17 protein-coding genes and 1 tRNA gene are annotated in these 17,788 nt (G+C 31.7%); 15 read left to right on the forward strand and 3 right to left on the reverse strand.

Annotated elements, in window-relative coordinates; genetic code table 11:
- The first annotated feature begins 186 nt into the window (after positions 1 to 186).
- The 4 genes from UCYN_RS00410 to UCYN_RS00425 all read left to right on the forward strand — a co-directional run bounded on the left by UCYN_RS00410 (position 187) and on the right by UCYN_RS00425 (position 2,485).
- Positions 187 to 1,449 (forward strand): pentapeptide repeat-containing protein, encoded by a 1,263-nt coding sequence (locus tag UCYN_RS00410; protein WP_012953510.1) that lies wholly within the window; start codon positions 187 to 189, stop codon positions 1,447 to 1,449.
- Positions 1,450 to 1,522: 73 nt separating this feature from the next.
- Complete coding sequence (locus UCYN_RS00415; protein ID WP_012953511.1) at positions 1,523 to 1,894, forward strand: EamA family transporter; 372 nt, start codon at positions 1,523 to 1,525, stop codon at positions 1,892 to 1,894.
- Positions 1,895 to 1,956: 62 nt separating this feature from the next.
- A tRNA-Arg gene (locus tag UCYN_RS00420) sits at positions 1,957 to 2,030 on the forward strand.
- 134 nt (positions 2,031 to 2,164) lie between these two features.
- Positions 2,165 to 2,485, forward strand: coding sequence for a 2Fe-2S iron-sulfur cluster-binding protein (locus UCYN_RS00425; protein ID WP_012953512.1), 321 nt, complete (start codon positions 2,165 to 2,167; stop codon positions 2,483 to 2,485).
- 63 nt (positions 2,486 to 2,548) lie between these two features.
- Here the strand turns inward: UCYN_RS00425 and UCYN_RS00430 are convergent, their stop codons facing one another.
- Positions 2,549 to 4,276, reverse strand: coding sequence for a glycosyltransferase family 39 protein (locus tag UCYN_RS00430; RefSeq protein WP_236608130.1), 1,728 nt, complete (start codon positions 4,274 to 4,276; stop codon positions 2,549 to 2,551).
- Between the two features lie 58 nt (positions 4,277 to 4,334).
- Between UCYN_RS00430 and UCYN_RS00435 the strand changes: the two genes are divergently transcribed.
- On the forward strand, positions 4,335 to 6,155 hold the full coding sequence (locus UCYN_RS00435) for a sodium:solute symporter family protein (protein WP_012953514.1): 1,821 nt from the start codon (positions 4,335 to 4,337) through the stop codon (positions 6,153 to 6,155).
- 146 nt (positions 6,156 to 6,301) lie between these two features.
- On the opposite strand, the gene rpmA is transcribed toward UCYN_RS00435, so the two are convergent.
- Both rpmA and rplU read right to left on the reverse strand, forming a co-directional pair.
- The gene (gene rpmA, locus UCYN_RS00440) at positions 6,302 to 6,562 is read right to left on the reverse strand and encodes a 50S ribosomal protein L27 (protein WP_012953515.1); all 261 of its coding nucleotides are present in this window, start codon (positions 6,560 to 6,562) and stop codon (positions 6,302 to 6,304) included.
- 54 nt (positions 6,563 to 6,616) lie between these two features.
- A complete protein-coding gene (rplU, locus tag UCYN_RS00445) occupies positions 6,617 to 6,997 on the reverse strand; it encodes a 50S ribosomal protein L21 (protein ID WP_012953516.1) in 381 nt (126 codons plus the stop codon).
- 329 nt (positions 6,998 to 7,326) lie between these two features.
- Here rplU and UCYN_RS00450 point away from each other — a divergent pair, with 329 nt between their 5' ends.
- From UCYN_RS00450 to crtB, 10 genes are all read left to right on the forward strand, one after another.
- Positions 7,327 to 7,677 (forward strand): rhodanese-like domain-containing protein, encoded by a 351-nt coding sequence (locus tag UCYN_RS00450; RefSeq protein ID WP_012953517.1) that lies wholly within the window; start codon positions 7,327 to 7,329, stop codon positions 7,675 to 7,677.
- A 53-nt stretch (positions 7,678 to 7,730) separates the two neighbouring features.
- Positions 7,731 to 8,819, forward strand: a complete 1,089-nt coding sequence (hrcA, locus tag UCYN_RS00455; protein ID WP_012953518.1) for a heat-inducible transcriptional repressor HrcA — start codon at positions 7,731 to 7,733, stop codon at positions 8,817 to 8,819.
- Positions 8,820 to 9,042: 223 nt separating this feature from the next.
- Complete coding sequence (locus UCYN_RS00460; protein ID WP_012953519.1) at positions 9,043 to 9,597, forward strand: TRAP transporter small permease subunit; 555 nt, start codon at positions 9,043 to 9,045, stop codon at positions 9,595 to 9,597.
- Entirely contained in the window at positions 9,581 to 10,927 is a 1,347-nt protein-coding gene (locus tag UCYN_RS00465; protein WP_012953520.1) for a TRAP transporter large permease, read from the forward strand. The genes UCYN_RS00460 and UCYN_RS00465 overlap by 17 nt, the downstream gene beginning before the upstream one ends.
- A 174-nt stretch (positions 10,928 to 11,101) precedes the next feature.
- Positions 11,102 to 11,707, forward strand: a complete 606-nt coding sequence (locus UCYN_RS00470; protein WP_012953521.1) for a DUF1517 domain-containing protein — start codon at positions 11,102 to 11,104, stop codon at positions 11,705 to 11,707.
- 13 nt (positions 11,708 to 11,720) lie between these two features.
- Entirely contained in the window at positions 11,721 to 12,563 is an 843-nt protein-coding gene (locus UCYN_RS00475) for a DUF1190 domain-containing protein (RefSeq protein WP_012953522.1), read from the forward strand.
- 289 nt (positions 12,564 to 12,852) lie between these two features.
- Entirely contained in the window at positions 12,853 to 13,638 is a 786-nt protein-coding gene (locus tag UCYN_RS00480) for an ABC transporter ATP-binding protein (protein ID WP_012953523.1), read from the forward strand.
- A gap of 61 nt (positions 13,639 to 13,699) precedes the next feature.
- Positions 13,700 to 15,013 (forward strand): MlaD family protein, encoded by a 1,314-nt coding sequence (locus UCYN_RS00485; RefSeq protein ID WP_012953524.1) that lies wholly within the window; start codon positions 13,700 to 13,702, stop codon positions 15,011 to 15,013.
- 255 nt (positions 15,014 to 15,268) lie between these two features.
- On the forward strand, positions 15,269 to 16,648 hold the full coding sequence (gene pds / locus UCYN_RS00490; protein WP_012953525.1) for a 15-cis-phytoene desaturase: 1,380 nt from the start codon (positions 15,269 to 15,271) through the stop codon (positions 16,646 to 16,648).
- 188 nt (positions 16,649 to 16,836) lie between these two features.
- Complete coding sequence (crtB, locus tag UCYN_RS00495) at positions 16,837 to 17,769, forward strand: 15-cis-phytoene synthase CrtB (protein WP_012953527.1); 933 nt, start codon at positions 16,837 to 16,839, stop codon at positions 17,767 to 17,769.
- Positions 17,770 to 17,788: the final 19 nt, after the last annotated feature.

Below are 17,788 nucleotides of genomic sequence, written 5' to 3' on the forward strand. Positions count from 1 at the left end.
TTTTAAGTTTACTAGCTATTAAAAAACTAGTAATAATAAAAAACAATTTTCAGTATTTTTTGTAAATAATAATTTTAAAAAGTTAAACTTTTTAGCTATCAAGCTAAAATGATCATGATATAGCTCTTTTTTGTAGTGATAAAGATTAAATATAATATTAAAACGACTATAGTCTAAGTAGGTAATATGACGATCCCTCCTGATTTTTCTTCTGATTCATCTTTAAACAATAATGATAAAGAAGCTTCATCTTCCCTGTTATCAAATTCTCAATATAGAAAGTTATCAAGCTTAAATTCTGTCTCTTTTCAAGAGTCAAAAAAACCTTTATATTTGCAAGAAGTTAAATCTTCTAATCCATGGTTATTTTTTATTATTATTAGTTTAATGATCACTGGATTGATGTTTAACTTACCTTTAATAGGTTTGACAAGTGCTTTGGTAGCATTAGCTCTTTCCTTGCGTTCAATGCTTCCTCGCTTTTATAGATGGTTTGTTAGGTATCTTAACTCCTCAGAAAGAGATATTTTGATTACCCTCATTGTTTTTATCCTATCTCTAGCAGGAATACTTTACTATATTGGTGTTTATCAAATTATTGGAAATTGGTTAGATAAATTTAAATATGATGAATTTGGTTCCTGGGCTGAATGGGTTGGAGCACTTGGACAAATAATGATTGCTATACTAGCTGTTTATGTTGCTTGGGCTCAATATGTAATTTCTAAAGACCTAACTTTGCAACAAAATAGAATTACTCAACAACAAACTATTGATACTTACTTTCAAGGTATTTCTGATTTAGTATTAGATGGAGAAGGTATGCTAGAAGATTGGCCTCAAGAGCGCTCTATCGCAGAAGGTAGAACTGCTGCAATATTAAGTAGTGTAGATAAAATTGGAAAAACAAAAATTTTAAAATTTCTTTCTCAATCTAGACTCTTAACTCCACTCATGAGAGATAGTCGTTTAGGAAGACCAATATTAGATGGTTCAGGTGGATATGCTGAAGATCGTGCAAACGGGATTCGTGTTATTAATTTAGGCGTTATGCTAGCAGAGATTGATTTATCAGATCAAGATTTAAGATGGACAGATTTAAGCGAAGCTAATATGGTACGGGTGGATTTAAGTCGTTGTAACTTGGTAAAAGCAAACTTGTCTCGTGCAATCTTATATGATGCCAACCTTCAAGAGGTAGATCTTAAAAATACTCGCTTATTCTATGGATCAAGTGAAACCGCAAGTCCTCGCTCAAGAATTCATCCTCCTGACTACAAGACAGGAGCTTATACAGGAGTAGTAATCGAAAATTGTAATTTATCTGGAGCTAAAAACTTAACAAAAGAACAACATTATTACCTATGCGCTTGGGGAGGAGAACATACACGAGAAACAATTCCAGGTGGATGTCATAACATTCCTAATAAGTTAAATAAATATAAATAAACTATCAATTTCTAGCTTTTAAAAAAATCTTAAGTTAAATTTATAACCTGTGTATTTTTAGGAGAGCAAGCTTATGACGTTTCAAGAGTTTTGTTTATTGTTAGTTTCTGTACTTGCAAGTGCTCTAGGTCAATTGTTTTTAAAAATGGGGGCTTTGAAATTAGGTAAAGTTAATTCCGTTAATATCATAAGTCACATCTCAAAAATTATTGTTGTCCCAGAATTGCTTTTAGGGTTATCTTGTTATGGATTCGGAGCGATCGCATATATTTTACTATTGACTCGTGTTAATTTGAGTGTCGCCGGTCCATCTGCATCAATTATTTACATATTTTCAGTCTTGATTGGCTATTTTATGTTTAAGGAAGTTATTCCTGTTTATCGTGCTTTTGGCCTTGGACTCGTAGTATGTGGTGTTATTTTGGTTGTATGGAAACCAAATTAAATTATTATTACTTGTCAAAGTAGTAATGGTTATGTTAGTATTACTACTTGGTGGTTTAATAAGGGCTTGTAGCTTAGTGGATTAGAGCGCGTGGCTACGAACCACGAGGTCGGGGGTTCGAGTCCCTCCAAGCCCATATTTTCAAGTTATGTTGCATAATGAAAAATGTAGTTGTGTCTTAAACAGATGGATTTCATAAGAAAACTTTAAGATACAGTTACATTTTTTTTGTTAAAGGTATATTTAGATAGATATAAATTATTAAGGATAATGTCAAAGAGATATACAGTAGAAATTCATCATCAAGAAGCTAATTATGTCATTGAAGTTTCTGAAGATGAAAAAATTTTAGAGTCAGCCAGAAGAGCTGGCGTTGAACTGCCATTATCTTGTGAGGCAGGTGTATGTACAACTTGTACTGCTCATATATTAGAAGGTAAAGTAGAACAAGGAGAAGGAATGGGGTTATCTCCCCAACTTCAAGATGAAGGTTATGCTCTGCTATGTGTTTCATATCCTCGATCTAACTTAAAATTGGTCACTGAAAAAGAAGAAAAAGTATATGATAGACAATTTTCACCAAATACTTAATCTTCTTCAAAATTAGAAACTAAATTGGAGTAACTATGTTATTTCATAAAATATATAGATTTTTTAATTGCAAATATATCTCTCATAATGATATCCATCAATATGAGGATATTTTTTTGTATCAAGATTACAATTTTTAAGCTTAATAGGATCTTTAAAATTAACAGTCCAAACTTCTAAAGGTTCTTTAGTATTTTCAACGATTGTTTGTAATGTTTCAGCTTCTTGAGGGTAATCTTTACTATTTTTATCTATTAATAAAAAAGAAGTATTAGTTAGTTTTTGATTATTTTGTAATTCTAATCCTATACCCATCATTTCTCCTGTTTGGACCAAACTTTGATGCGTAGTAACAATTACAGCATCATGAGATACTGTTCTTTGAAAAATATCAACAAACTGTTCAGGTCTATAGTATTTTTGATATCCCAAATTTAATAGTACTGTTATTGAACCTAATAATCCCATAATCCATACAATATAAAACCCCATTTTTCTATTTAATAAAATAATGGAATAGATTTTTGATAATTTATGTTCCGAATTACTATGCCAAGGAATTGATAGTATGCCCCCTAAGACTGCTATCACAGCAGGAAAATAAGTAAAACTATAACGTGCACCACGAGTTAAGTCTAATCTAGCTAAATAAGTGATAGTTAAAAAAATACCAATAACTCCAGAGATAAAAGAGATAAGTACAATCAAAGGTAAGCTAAATTTTTTATCTCTTAAACCTATCTTTACTTCTTGCAGAATATATGGAACTAAAAATATTAAAAATAATAATAAAATTAATCCAGATAAAATGACGATTGGAATAGAAGATGACTCTACTGGTAAAAGTGAAATCATAGGAATCCAAACAGCTAATAATTGAAAAGGAGGACTAATAAAATATAAAACGTTATTTACTGGATGAATCCAGCTGATCATGTCATTGCCGTAACCTTTGGGTATTATGATTAGTAGCCACATTAACCCTGTACAAAACGTTCCTATAATAACTAAAAAGATTCGATAATAGTTTTTTCTTTTTAAATTCGATAGCTTTTCGTGTGGTTGAATATTATATAAAAATATCAAAGTTATAATTTCTGATATTAAGGTCAAACAAAAAAAGTAATGAATAGATAATCCAATACTATTAGCTAACAACCAAACTAAAACTAACCAGTAAGGAATAACTGATTCCTCTTTGATTTTTCTGATAGCAACAACTAAACATAGTAAAGATGCAATGACAAATAAAGTTGCAAATGTATAATGCCGTGCTTCTTGCGCAAGGTAGATGCCATATGGAGATACTGCCATTAAGGATGCACTAATTTGTCCAGCCAAGCGAGAACGAAAGCTGATAGAACTTAAAATATAGATTCCAGGAATAGAAAGAACACCAAAAAAAGCAGGAAGTATTCTCATGATCGTAATATCAATATTTTCGACAACTCCCAAATGAGATAATAAGCCTATCCATAAGTGATTAATAACAAAATATAGAGGTGGATGATTATCTTCTTCCAGCAACAGAGATATGACACTGCTAATTCCTGCATTAGTATTGAATTGTAATGGTTGCAAAAGTGTATCTAATGAAATAAGCTGATTCAGAGGTACTGAACGAAAATCATTCCCTAAACTAAAAACCATAGTGGCAAATTCATCAGTCCATGGCGATTTAGCGCCTAAATTAGTAAATCTAAGAATACCGCCGATGATTGTCCAAAAAACTAATAAAATTGAATTATTCACATAAAGTAATTGATTAATCCATTGCCTATATAATTTCACTTTTAGCACTGAAATTCCTCTTGATCAAACTATACATAAAATAACCTAAATTTAAAATATGCACCTAATAGATTGGATTGTTGTTTTAGTTTATTTTTTGGTTACTACTATTTTAGGGTTATTTATATCTTATAAAAATAAAATAACTTCGAAAAATTTTGAGAATCATAAGAATACTCATTTTATTAACAATTTACTTGCAGGTCGAAATTTACCTTGGTGGTTAGCAGGGACAAGTATGGCTGCAACAACATTTTCCATTGATACTCCTTTATATATATGTGGAATAGTTGCGAGTCGCGGGATTGCTGGTAATTGGGAGTGGTGGAGCTTTGGAATCTCTAACATCTTTTTAATATATATCTTTGCTGGCATGTGGAGAAGATCAGGATTATTAACAGATGCTGAAATTACTGAATTACGATATGGTGGAAAAAATGCTGCTATTTTAAGAGCTACTAAAGCGTTTTTATTCGCCATACCAATTAATTGTATTGGTATAGGATATGCCATGTTAGCCATTATAAAGGTAGTCGATGCTTTAGAATTATGGCAAAGTTTAGGATTTAGTCCTGGAGAAGAAGCTAAATTTTGGACAATAATCTCCTTAAATTTTTTTGTTCTTCTTTATACTGGGGTATCAGGACTTTGGGGTGTAGTCATAACAGATTTCTTTCAATTTTTTTTAGGATTAATTGGGTCAATAGTATTGTGTGTTTTTAGTGTGCATGATGCAGGAGGAATAAATAAGTTAGTTTTAGATGTTCAAAATGCAACTGATTTTGATGTATTGTCTTTTATTCCTATTGTTTACAACAGACATCTTGGTTTTACGTGGAATGATGCGGCAGGAATTACTGCAACCACATTTTCTAGTTATATATTTGTACAATGGTGGTCGTTTCGACGTAGTGATGGAGGAGGAGAATTTGTCCAAAGGCTACTTTCGGTAAAAGGAGACACAGAATCTCAGGCAAGGAATGAAGCAGAAAAGGCAACTTGGCTTTTTAATATTCTCAATTATGTTATCAGAACTTGGCCATGGATACTCACAGCATTAGCTTCTATCGTCTTACTACCTAATTTAAAAGACCCTGAGTTAGCATATCCTAAGCTTATGATAGCTTATTTACCCCCCATAGCTCTTGGATTAGTTGTTTCATCTTTAATTGCTGCTTTTATGAGCACCATTTCTACTTCAATTAATTGGGGAGCTTCCTATTTAAGTAATGATTTATACAAACGCTTTTTTCGGCCTGAAGCTTCTGATCGCGAATTGACTATTGTTGTTAAAGTAGCTTCAATTGTAGTAATAATTTTAGGTTCTATTACTGCCTTTTACGCCAATGATATTCGTACAATATTTCGTGTAGTAATTTCTATTGGAACTGGTCCTGGATTGGTTTTGATCTTAAGATGGTATTGGTCTCGTATTAATGCTGCAGCTGAACTTTCAGCAATGGTTACAGGATTTGTTATTGGGTTGATATCAGTTTTTAGTTCAAATTTTAATATAGTTTTTTCTGATTTTGGCTGGAAAATACTGGCAATTTCTATCATCACTGGTGTAGTGTGGATTTCTACAATGTTTTTAACTCCTCCCGAGAAAGAAGAAACATTAATTAATTTTTATAGGCATATACGTCCAGGAGGAAGAGGTTGGTACATTCAACAACAGCAAACAGGATTACAGCCGTCTCAAAATTTAAAGTTAGACTTGTTAAAAGTATTAGCAGCAATTTTAATAATGTTTGGTAGTATGTTTACTCTTGGAGGTTTCTTGCTACTACAGCCTATCACTGGATTGGTTTCAGTTATATCTATAATATTTGGAGGAATGTTGCTAAAAGGTCTTAAAAGAAAAGAAGTAAATCTTTAAATGTAATTCTATAAAAATGTTAAATACATGAATTTACTCGATAATTCTATTCTAATAGAATTATTCAAAAACCAAAAAAAGAATAAAAGACCTTTGTAAGAAATTTTACTTACAAAGGTCTTTTATTCTTTTGACTAGTTAAATTTTTAAATAGCTATTGGATATACACTGACCTTTTTGCGGCTTTTTGTTTTGTGCTCAAAGGTAACAATCCCATCAACTAAAGCAAATAAAGTATCATCCTTGCCTATTCCTACATTATTGCCTGGGTGAACTTTTGTTCCTCTTTGGCGAATTAGAATGTTTCCTGCTCTAACTGTTTGTCCACCAAAACGTTTAACTCCGAGTCTTTGAGAATTAGAGTCACGTCCGTTCCGAGTACTACCGGTTCCTTTCTTATGAGCCATAATTTCTTGTTGGTTGTTTTCTGTGGTTTTATAAAATAATTTGTCTTCGCAGACTTATTTTTCCTGTTTTATATCTTCTTCGGCGGAAGCTTCTGGAGAACTTTTGCAAATAACTGAACCATTGAGACTAATAGAATTAATCATTAGGCGACTAAGTTCTTGACGATGTCCTCTTTTTTTGCGTGTTTTCTTCTTAGGACGCATTTTATAGACAATAACCTTTTTGCCTCTTCGCTCTCTAGTCACAATTCCTTCTACAGTAGCTCCTTCAATAAAAGGGTGACCAATAGTTATTTTACTATCATTACTAATAAGTAATACTTTGTCGATTACATAAGAGTTACTATCATCAGTAGTAAGGCGGTTCATATCATAAAAGCGGCCAGGCTCAACACGAAACTGTGATCCTCCAGCCTCAATAATTGCATAATTCATAACTTTATCCTTGATGTTAATTGCCGTACAGGTAGAATAAAAACAAATAGTCTCATCCTTTTGCTAATACTGTGACCTGATCCGAGCAGGATCTTTTCGAGACCCTATAATATCATACTATCATTACATTTTATGTCAAACAATCTTCTCGCTATAGTTAATATTTCATTCACTATATTTTAATAGTCCTTCATTTGTTCTGTATTTAGAGGAAATAAAAAATTTAAACTTTCAAAAAATACTTTAAGAAAACAAAGTTACTTAATAAAAATTATTCCAATAATCTGTTAGGGTGTACTCTAAACAAGTTACTTCTTAATTACAATTGTATGCACCAAAATCAGTCTATTCCAACAATTACAGTAAAAAAACTTGCCGAATATCTTATAAAAGATAATTCTGAATTACAACTTATAGATGTCAGAGAGCCGGAAGAGGTAAAAATTGCTCATATCGAAAAATTCAAGGTATTTTCTTTAAGTAAGTTTCCTGAATGGTCTCAAACAATTATTAATGACTTAGACTTTGATAAAGAAACATTAGTTCTTTGTCATCATGGAGTACGATCTGCTCAAGTCTGTTTCTGGTTACTTAAAAATGGTTTTATTAATGTTAAAAATATAGAAGGAGGAATCGCTGCTTACTCTTTAATAATTGATAATAGTATTCCTCAATATTAAGTAAGAATAAAAGCAATTATTCCGTAAATGTTACATTTAAAAGCTACATTGTTATGACTGTCCCCTTTCTTTTAAATCAAAGATATCAAAAAATATTACGAGCAGCAGTTCAACATTATATTGCTACAGCAGAACCTGTTGGTTCTAATACTTTAGTTAGAGAATATAATTTAAGTATTAGTTCAGCTACTATTCGTAATACATTAGGAAAGCTAGAAAAAGCTGGATTCTTATATCAACCTCATACTTCTGCTGGCAGAATACCATCAGATTTTGGTTATCGAATATATGTAGACAAGTTAATGGTTCCAGATTATAAGTATACAAAAAGAATCATACGTACATTAAACGGACAGTTAAATCAAAAGTTTTATGATTCTAATGAAACTTTTTTACAAAAAGTAGCTCAGATATTAACTAACTTAAGTGGTTACATAGCTCTCATTACTCTCCCGCAAATGTTTCCAAACAAGCTATATCATTTACAGTTAATACAGGTATCTTCTAAGCAAATAGTATTTGTTGTTGTAACTAATGATTATAAAACTAAATCTATTTTAGTGGATATTCCATCTGTTTTAATTAATGATAATAAAGAATGGTTAGATGAAAAACTACAAATATTCTCTAATTTTTTGAATAGTCATTTAAAAGGAAGGTCTATATTCGACATTCCGAATTCAACTTGGGCAACAATAGATCAGGATTTTATTGATTACTCTGATTTTTTAAAAGGAATTCTTAAACAATTGAGGAATAATCTTCAATTATCTATTTCTACCCAAATTATAATTCATGGTATTTCAGAAATTCTTAGACAACCAGAATTTTCTAAATTAAAGCAAGTCAAGATGTTAATTCACTTGTTAGAAGAAGAACAAGATAAATTACAGTCTTTAATTCTAGATGTTCCCAAAAATAAGCTATTAAATAAACAAGTAAATATTAGAATTGGCAATGAAAACCCTCTCAAATCTATGCATCTTTATAGCTTAGTTTATTCAACTTATTGTCAACATGATATCCCTGTTGGGAGTATTGGAATTATTGGTCCAACAAGAATGTTATATGAGAACACTATTCCTCTGGTGGAATCGACAGCAAATTATTTATCGAAAATATTTAGTTTAAAATTAAGCTAGTTTCTTAAACTAACAGGTTTTATTAAGCCTATGATATGTAAAAAATGTGTTGTAAATAGAATAATTTTTAAATGAATTTCATAGAGCATATTGCAGAATTACATAAAAAATTTCAATATAAAATATCAGCAAATAAATAAAAATACATAACTACTCTTTGCTTGTCATCTTTTTCAGTAAACTGCTATATTGAAGTGCTTATAAATCCAAATTGAGGTTATCTTTGCAAAAATTACTTAACATCGCTAAGGTTATAGATGCTATTAATGAATGGATAGGCAGATTTGCTTATTGGATAATCTTATTAATGATCTTTATAGGTGTTTGGAATGTTGTAGGAAGATATGTTGGAAGGTTCCTTGGATATACTTTAACTTCCAATGCGCTTATTGAAATACAGTGGTATTTATTTGATATTGTTTTTTTCTTGGGAGCAGCATATACTCTGAAACACAATGGACATGTTAGAGTAGATGTTTTTTACAAAGATTTATCATTAAAACAAAAAGCATTAGTAGATTTTATAGGTACTTTCATTTTTTTGATCCCTTTTTGTTTAGTAATAATTTATTATTCCTGGGATAATGTTATAAACTCTTGGAAATTTCTAGAGACATCTCCAGATCCTGGAGGTTTAGCTCGTTATCCTATTAAATCAATGATTATTGTTAGTAGCATATCACTAATTTTCCAAGGAATATCTGAAGCCATAAAAAGTTTAAATAAGTTTAAAAAACAGTTAAACTCTCAGGAGGATAACCATGATCCAAGTATATGACGGATTAGGCCCACTAATGTTTGCTGTAGCATTAGTTCTACTTTCATTAGGGTATCCAGTTGCTTTTTCTCTAGGCGGAGTATCAATAATTTTTGCTTGTGTTGGGGTATTATTAGACATTTTCAACCCAGTCTTTTTAAGTGCATTGCCAAGTAGAATTTTTGGCATTATGGGAAACTATACTTTGTTAGCTATTCCTTATTTCATTTTTTTAGGTTCAATGCTTGAAAAAACAGGTATTGCCGAAAAATTGCTATTAACTATGGGAATATTGTTCGGTAAATTACGTGGAGGATTAGCCTTAGCCGTTGTGATTGTAGGATCACTACTAGCTGCTACAACTGGAGTGGTTGCGGCAACTGTTGTAGCTATGGGATTAATTTCTCTCCCAATTATGTTGCGTTATGGATATAATAAACAACTTGCAGCAGGAGTAATAGTAGCATCAGGCACATTAGGTCAGTTAATTCCGCCTAGCATAGTGTTAGTTGTATTAGCAGATCAATTAAGTATTCCCGTTGGAACCTTGTTTATTGGTTCAATTGTTCCAGGAATAATGATGGCAAGTGTATTTGCCTTGCATGTTGTCATAATTGCTATGATACGTCCTGACATTGCACCTGCAATTCCTAAAGAAGAAAGATCTATTGGAATAAAAACATTAGCAAAACAAGTCATACAAGCTATGCTTCCACCTTTACTACTTATTTTTTTAGTTATGGGAAGTATTTTTTTTGGCTTTGCGACTCCAACAGAGGCAGGAGCGGTAGGCGCTTTAGGGACTATATTTTTAGCTGCTTTTAATAAGCAGCTAAATTGGGTAACTCTTAGACAAGTATGTGATACGACATTGCGCATCAGCACCATGGTAATTTTTATTCTTTTTGGATCAACTGCTTTTAGTCTGGTTTTCCGAGGAGTACATGGAGATCAATTTATGCTAGATATATTAACAACACTCCCAGGAGGAAAATATGGATTTCTAATTGTTAGTATGTTAACAGTTTTCATACTAGGTTTTTTTATTGACTTTTTTGAAATAGCTTTTATAGTTATCCCTATTTTTAAACCTGTTGCTGAAACTTTAGGTATAGATTTACTTTGGTATGGAGTTATATTAGCAGCTAATTTACAGACTTCTTTCTTAACACCTCCTTTCGGATTCGCTCTTTTTTATTTAAGAGGAGTAGCTCCTCCAGACTTAAAAACAGAAGAAATTTACTATGGTGTTATCCCTTTTATCTTACTTCAACTTTTAGTACTGATTTTGATTGTTATTTTTCCTTCCTTTGTAAACTTTTTACCATCTTTAAGTACTAATGTTAGGTAATCTTATACTTAAAATTACAAATTAAATATTTATTTTTTTAATTCAGATGTCTGTTTAAAGTACCTTACAAACTTTATAAGAGAATCACATACAATCAAAGCATATAAATTACCGATATCTTTACTTAAGATAATATTATTCAATACATCTTTTCTAATATTAATTTTTTTAAATATGAACTTTTTGCGTGATCAAGTTAATACTTTTACAGGTAAGACTCGTTTCTTAGTATCTCGTATCTTTTTACATATCTCAGGAGAAGATGCAGCTCCTTTGTTAGGAATCCTTAATGAAGAAGCACGGGCAGCAGTAGACCAAGAAGGAGACTTATTAAAGATGGGGGAAGGGTTGGTTAGGATTTGTCAATATCTTCTTCAATTTAGTTTTAATTGGCAATCTTCTGCTAATGAAGGAGATATTTTCTGGGAAGAAGAAATGGCAGGTGACTATTTCAATGAGCTCTTTTCTGATTCAGCACAACGTTATTTAAGTAGTGAAGATTTAGAGTCAGATATAAAGAAAGAAAATTCCGTCCTAAGCTTACCATCTAATCGTAATTTAGTTATCATGATTACTATTGCCTGCACGGGAGAAGTACCAGATTTAGAAACTAATCTTGCTGATAAAGAAGCTTTAGAATATGGTTTAAAGGCTTTGCTAAACCTTCATTACCAAGAACGTTTAGAAGCACTTCAAATTCATTACTCTCCAGCACATTTTGGAGATGAGCTCACTAACGATCAATTATTATTAAATTTTCCTGAATTAATTCCTCTATAACTTTATTAAAATAATGCGCAAAATTCTTATCATCTTTTTATCATTTACTCTCTGTTTAACTACAATATCTTGTGGCTCATCAACACTGGATAAACCTTTGCCACATGATAAAGTAAATACTACTATTTCCAACCAAGTAAAGAATGGAAGTTATCCTATACATCAAGCAGAATACAATGATATTGATGGAGTATATACTATAAATTTACTTGATACTCCTCCTGGAGCTTCTTCTGTATATAGTACGAATAACTTACAAATGGCTAGGTTGACTCCTGAGCAAATAACTAATGGTAAAAGTAATTATTTAGAAATTACTGAGGATACAGTAGTAATGTATCTTAAAGAAGATTTTAAAATAGAGTATATTCATAATGTTATTGAACCACAAATAAATTCTCAAACAGAAACTTCTAAAAATGTTATGAGGAGAGAGTCTAGCTTTTGGAGTCCTTTCGCAGGTGCCATGGCAGGACAAGCACTCGGAAATATTCTGTTTTCTCCTCGATACTATGTTCCTCCACTATATCGTTCTGGAGGAGTCATGAATGGTTATGGAAGTTATGGGAATAATTACAACCAAGCTATTCAACGCTATCAGAAGAAATATAATGCTTCACCACCGGCAATAAAGAACAAACGAACTTTTAGAACAACAAGAAATCTACAAAATTCTAATTCAAGTATACGTAATTCTAGAAAAGGGATGTCTCGTTCCAGTGGCTCTGGTTTTGGCTCAAGTAATTTAGGAAAAGGTAAGACATCAAGACCTAGTGTTAGAGGAAGATCTAGCTTTGGATCAAGAAACTCTTTCCGATCTCGTCCTCGTAGTCGCAGTTTTAGAAGAAGACGTTAGTTTTACTGATAGTGAAAATTAACCATATTTAATCTTCACTATCAATAAAATTAAATATTTATAAGATTGATAAAAAATAACTATTTTGTCTAAAAATAAAATGCATATCTAAAAATTAGATATATTACGTACATAAAATATTTTACGATGGCTATATTTAGGTTGTTTTTGATGAAATTTTTATATCCATGCTAAAAATTTTTTATGAAAATTAATTTAATATTTTGAAAAAGCTATTATCATAATATTCACATAATTTTTTACATATTAATCTTAAGAAAATAAATCAATGAAAGGAGAACCATTAATTGAGTTGAAAAATGTTTCTAAATCTTTTGGTGGCTATAATATCCTAGATAAAATTAATTTAACTATCTATAGAGGAGAAGCTCTAGTTATCATAGGACCATCAGGTACAGGAAAATCAACTATTTTACGTCTTATAGCTGGATTATTACCATTAGATACAGGAAAAATTTATATTAAAGGCAAAGAACGTAAAGGAATTATCGAAGACGGTTATCAACCTATGCGAATTGCTTTAGTTTTTCAACAAGCAGCATTATTTGATTCGTTGACGGTTGATGAAAATGTTGGCTTTTTTCTCTATGAACATTCTCAATTATCTCGTTCTAAAATCCGAAAACTAGTTGATAAAAAGCTTGCTATGGTCGGATTACATGGAATAAGTGATCGTTATCCTTCTCAACTCTCAGGAGGAATGCGAAAAAGAGTTAGTTTTGCTAGGGCTTTAATGTCTAATCCTGAAAATTCCTTAGATAATCCAGAAATAGTTTTATATGACGAGCCTACTGCTGGATTAGATCCTATCTCATCTACTGTTATTGAGAATTTAGTTCGTGATTTACAAAATGATTCTGAAGGTTGTGGAAGCTATGTCATGGTATCTCACCAAGATAGTACTATTAGACGTACTGCAGATAGAGTGATTTTTTTGTATGGTGGAAAAATTCAATGGGAAGGAAAAGTCAATGAAATTGACTCTACAAATAATCCTATTGTTAGGCAATTTTTTAATGCTAGTGTTAAAGGTCCTATTCGAGTAACTGATTAATTTTTTGTATAAAAACGGTCTTTATTATCAACTATTCTGTGGAACAATGTGAGGAAGAACTATGTTAAGAATGCGAACCCTTCAAGAGGGCTCAGTAGGCTTGTTTGTTATTTTCGGTTTGACTATTTTTGGAGGATTAGTTGTCTGGCTGCGAGGAGGTGTTTTGGGGCAGAAAACTTATCAGTTTTTTGCTAATTTTAAAAATGTTAGTGGATTGCAAGTTGGTGCACCTATAAGATACAGAGGTGTAACAGTAGGTAAAATATTAGGTCTTCAACCTAATAGTAATGGAGTAAGAGTCATTTTAGAAATTTCTTCTAATCAATTAAGAATCCCAAAAGATTCTAATGTTCAAATTAATCGTTATGGATTAATTGGTGAAGCTTCAGTTGATATTACTCCATCACACAACCTCTCCGAACAAGAGCTAGCTATTGATCCTATTAGTGAAGAGTGCATAAAAGAAAGGCAAATACTTTGCAATAATGATGAAGTGATAGGTAAGACAGGTTCTCAGTTAGTTGAGGCATTGACGCGTTTAAGCAATGCTTATAGTGATCCTAAATTTATTGGTGATGTTAATTCAGCAGTAAGAAATGTATCAAAAGCAGGAGATAGAATTGCTGTCCTTAGTCAAGAGGTAACAAAATTATCAGAAGTTGCTCGCGGTCAAATTGATGGTATAGGGGATGCTATTCGTAATACTGACCAAGCGGCTCAAGATGCTTCTAAATTAATAAGAAATGTTGATTCTATAATAGTAGAAAATCGTACCGATGTTGATAAAACAATTAAAGGAGCTGCTAATTTAACTCATAATTTAAATACTTTAGTAGAAGAAAATAGAGAAAACATAGTTAATACACTGAATAGTATTGAACAAACTAGTGATCAAATACGTTTACTAGCTCTCAATTTTGGAGTAACAGTAGATAAAATCAATCAAGGAATTAGTGAGATTGATATAAAACAATTTGCAAATGATCTAGAATCTCTCATGTCTAATGCAGCGTTGACAGCAAAAAACTTACAAAACTTATCTAAATCTTTAAGCGATCCTGAAGTTATAATTACTATTCAACAAACTTTAGATTCTGCGCGTGTAACTTTTGATAATGCTCAAAAAATCACTTCTGATGTTGAAGAATTAACAGGCGATCCCGTTTTTAGAAATAATATCCGTAAGCTTATAGATGGCTTGAGCGACTTAGTATCTGAGACCGAAAGTTTAGAACAGCAGGTTTATGCCGCACAAATAATTGAATCGGTAACTAATGCAATGGAGTACAAACTATTGTCGAAAAAAAAACTACAAGAATTTTCTCCTATAATTTATCCTCTAGATAATTCAGCAGAAGATAATGTAAAAACTTAGAAATCTTAATAATAAAAAATTAAATATTTTTAGCAAGTTTTTTGACTTTATCAAATTTTAAAATATTAATTACCTTAATGACGAATATCGCCTTTTAGAGTGAATGGGATAGCTTGAATTTAGGATGGTATTTTGGCTCTTGTTTTTGAAGTCCAAACAAATAAAAAATCAAGAAAAATTTTGAGATAATTAAAACATAGTAAAGTCCAAAGTATAATAGAATGCATACAAAATATTTATAGAGAATAATAAAAAATGTTAGTTGCAATTTCTGGAGCGGGTTTGGCGGGTCTTTCTTGTGCTAAATATCTTGTAGATAATGGTCATACTCCTCTTATCGTAGAACGTCAGAGTGTTCCTGGTGGTAAAATAGCTGCCTGGAAAGATAAAGATGGCGACTGGTATGAAACTGGGCTGCATATTTTTTTTGGTGCTTATCCTAACTTACTTCAGTTATTCAAAGAACTTGATATTGAAGATCATTTGCAGTGGAAAACACACTCTATGATCTTTAACCAGTTAGAGAATCGTGAAACTTATTCACGCTTTGATTTCCCTGATCTTCCCGCACCCATAAACGGAATGGTAGCTATCTTAAGAAATAATGATATGTTGACTTGGGAAGAAAAAATTAAATTTGGGATTGGCCTTCTTCCTGCCATCATAAAAGGACAAAATTACGTTGAAGAAATGGATTGCTATTCTTGGTCTGAATGGATTTCAAAGCAAAATATTCCATCTAGAGTAGAAAAAGAAGTTTTTATAGCAATGTCTAAAGCTTTAAACTTCATAAACCCGGATGAAATTTCCGCTACCATTCTCTTAACAGCTTTAAACAGATTTTTACAAGAAAAAAATGGTTCAAAGATGGCTTTCTTAGACGGTTCTCCTACCGAAAGATTATGCCAACCATTAATAGATTACATTACAGATAAAGGAGGAGAAGTTAGATTAAACACTTCTTTAAAAGAAATTTTATTAACAGAAGATAATAATGTTAAAGGATTTTTAGTTGGAGGCCGTAACGGTGAACCAGATCAGGTTATTGAAGCAGACGCTTATATATCTGCAATGCCAGTTGACCCATTAAAAGCCAAATTACCAAAAGCATGGAAAGAATTAGAAGAGTTTAAAAAGTTAGAAGGATTAGAAGGGGTTCCTGTTATAAATCTTCATCTTTGGTTTGATAAAAAACTTACTGACATTGATCATTTGCTATTTTCTCGCTCTGACTTACTGAGCGTATATGCTGATATGAGTAATACTTGTCGAGAGTATTCTGATCCTAATAAATCTATGTTAGAACTAATCCTAGCTCCTGCACAGGAATGGATTAATAAAAGTGATCAAACAATTATTGATGTTACTATGATGGAAATTCAAAAACTTTTTCCTCAACATTTTGAAGGCAAACAAAAAGCTAAACTCTTAAAATATCATATAGTCAGAACTCCTCGTTCCGTTTATAAAGCAACGCCTAATAGACAGGCTCATCGTCCTTCTCAAAGAACTTCTATCCCTAATTTTTATTTAGCTGGAGACTATACTATGCAAAAATACTTAGGTAGTATGGAGGGAGCAGTATTATCTGGAAAATTAGCTGCTCAAGCGATAGTTAAGGATTATCCAATTTAAGTTTCTAAAACTAGAGAAACATCTCTAGCATATTTGCTGTCATTAATAGTACTATGATCAATAGATTCTTTCCTCATAAAGATAAAACTATTCGTTAAATGTAACAATGATAGATATATCTAAAAAGTTAAGAGTTCATTGATTCTTTTCTATCTTTATCGTTATAAAAATCATTCTGCTTGTGCTGAATGCTACAAATTCCTAAAACTCCCCAAACCCCAAAAGCCCTAAATTCTGTCTTAGAGGCTTATGAACGCTGTCGTCGAATTACTCAAAAATATTCTAAAACTTTTTACTTAGGAACATTATTAATGCCGCCTAAGAAAAGATGTGCAATTTGGGCTCTCTACGTTTGGTGTCGAAGAACTGATGAATTAGTTGATGGAGCTCAAGCTAACTTTACAACACCAGAAACTTTACAACAATGGGAAAATAATTTAGAGCATTTATTTGCAGGTTATCCTTTGGATGATGAAGATGTTGCCTTAGTTGATACATTAAGAAACTTTCCAATAGAAATTACTCCATTTAAAGATATGATAGCTGGTCAAAAAATGGATTTGTATCGCAATCGCTATCAAACCTTTGATGAATTAAAACTCTATTGTTATCGTGTCGCAGGAACAGTAGGACTTATGTCTAATGCGGTTTTGGGCGTTGAAGAGCATCCTTCCATCGTCCCCTGGGAATCGCAGTTTAAGCAGAATATTCCTAAAGAAGAGGCAATTGCACTAGGTATCGCTAATCAATTAACTAATATTCTTAGAGATATTGGCGAAGATGCTCAAAGAGGGCGAATATATTTACCTCTAGAAGATTTAGAACGTTTTAAATATACTGAAGAAGATCTATTCAATGGAGTAATAGATGATCGTTGGAAGAATTTAATGAATTTTCAGATTCAAAGAGCTAGACAATACTATAAAGAAGCTGAACGCGGAATCAGAATTTTATCTAGAGATTCTCGCTGGCCTGTATGGTCGGCTTTGATGCTTTATCAAGGTATCTTAGATATTATTGAAGCTAATGAATATGATGTATTTTCCAAACGTGCTTTTGTCCCAAATTTTAAAAAAATCATATATTTACCTATTGCTTGGTTAAGAGCTCAAGCACTTTAACTACTTATATTTGTAATAT

The sequence above is a fragment of the Candidatus Atelocyanobacterium thalassa isolate ALOHA genome, from assembly GCF_000025125.1.
GTDB classification, from domain to species: domain Bacteria; phylum Cyanobacteriota; class Cyanobacteriia; order Cyanobacteriales; family Microcystaceae; genus Atelocyanobacterium; species Atelocyanobacterium thalassae.

What these genes read in the sequence shown, in the direction of transcription:
- UCYN_RS00480 (WP_012953523.1), top strand. Translation starts at nt 12,853, where the DNA reads ATGAAAGGAGAACCATTAATTGAGTTGAAAAATGTTTCTAAATCTTTT.
- UCYN_RS00450 (WP_012953517.1), top strand. Translation starts at nt 7,327, where the DNA reads ATGCACCAAAATCAGTCTATTCCAACAATTACAGTAAAAAAACTTGCC.
- UCYN_RS00410 (WP_012953510.1), top strand. Translation starts at nt 187, where the DNA reads ATGACGATCCCTCCTGATTTTTCTTCTGATTCATCTTTAAACAATAAT.
- UCYN_RS00425 (WP_012953512.1), top strand. Translation starts at nt 2,165, where the DNA reads ATGTCAAAGAGATATACAGTAGAAATTCATCATCAAGAAGCTAATTAT.
- hrcA (WP_012953518.1), top strand. Translation starts at nt 7,731, where the DNA reads ATGACTGTCCCCTTTCTTTTAAATCAAAGATATCAAAAAATATTACGA.
- pds (WP_012953525.1), top strand. Translation starts at nt 15,269, where the DNA reads ATGTTAGTTGCAATTTCTGGAGCGGGTTTGGCGGGTCTTTCTTGTGCT.
- UCYN_RS00470 (WP_012953521.1), top strand. Translation starts at nt 11,102, where the DNA reads ATGAACTTTTTGCGTGATCAAGTTAATACTTTTACAGGTAAGACTCGT.
- rpmA (WP_012953515.1), bottom strand. Translation starts at nt 6,562, where the DNA reads ATGGCTCATAAGAAAGGAACCGGTAGTACTCGGAACGGACGTGACTCT.
- rplU (WP_012953516.1), bottom strand. Translation starts at nt 6,997, where the DNA reads ATGAATTATGCAATTATTGAGGCTGGAGGATCACAGTTTCGTGTTGAG.
- crtB (WP_012953527.1), top strand. Translation starts at nt 16,837, where the DNA reads ATGCTACAAATTCCTAAAACTCCCCAAACCCCAAAAGCCCTAAATTCT.
- UCYN_RS00435 (WP_012953514.1), top strand. Translation starts at nt 4,335, where the DNA reads ATGCACCTAATAGATTGGATTGTTGTTTTAGTTTATTTTTTGGTTACT.
- UCYN_RS00485 (WP_012953524.1), top strand. Translation starts at nt 13,700, where the DNA reads ATGTTAAGAATGCGAACCCTTCAAGAGGGCTCAGTAGGCTTGTTTGTT.
- UCYN_RS00475 (WP_012953522.1), top strand. Translation starts at nt 11,721, where the DNA reads ATGCGCAAAATTCTTATCATCTTTTTATCATTTACTCTCTGTTTAACT.
- UCYN_RS00465 (WP_012953520.1), top strand. Translation starts at nt 9,581, where the DNA reads ATGATCCAAGTATATGACGGATTAGGCCCACTAATGTTTGCTGTAGCA.
- UCYN_RS00415 (WP_012953511.1), top strand. Translation starts at nt 1,523, where the DNA reads ATGACGTTTCAAGAGTTTTGTTTATTGTTAGTTTCTGTACTTGCAAGT.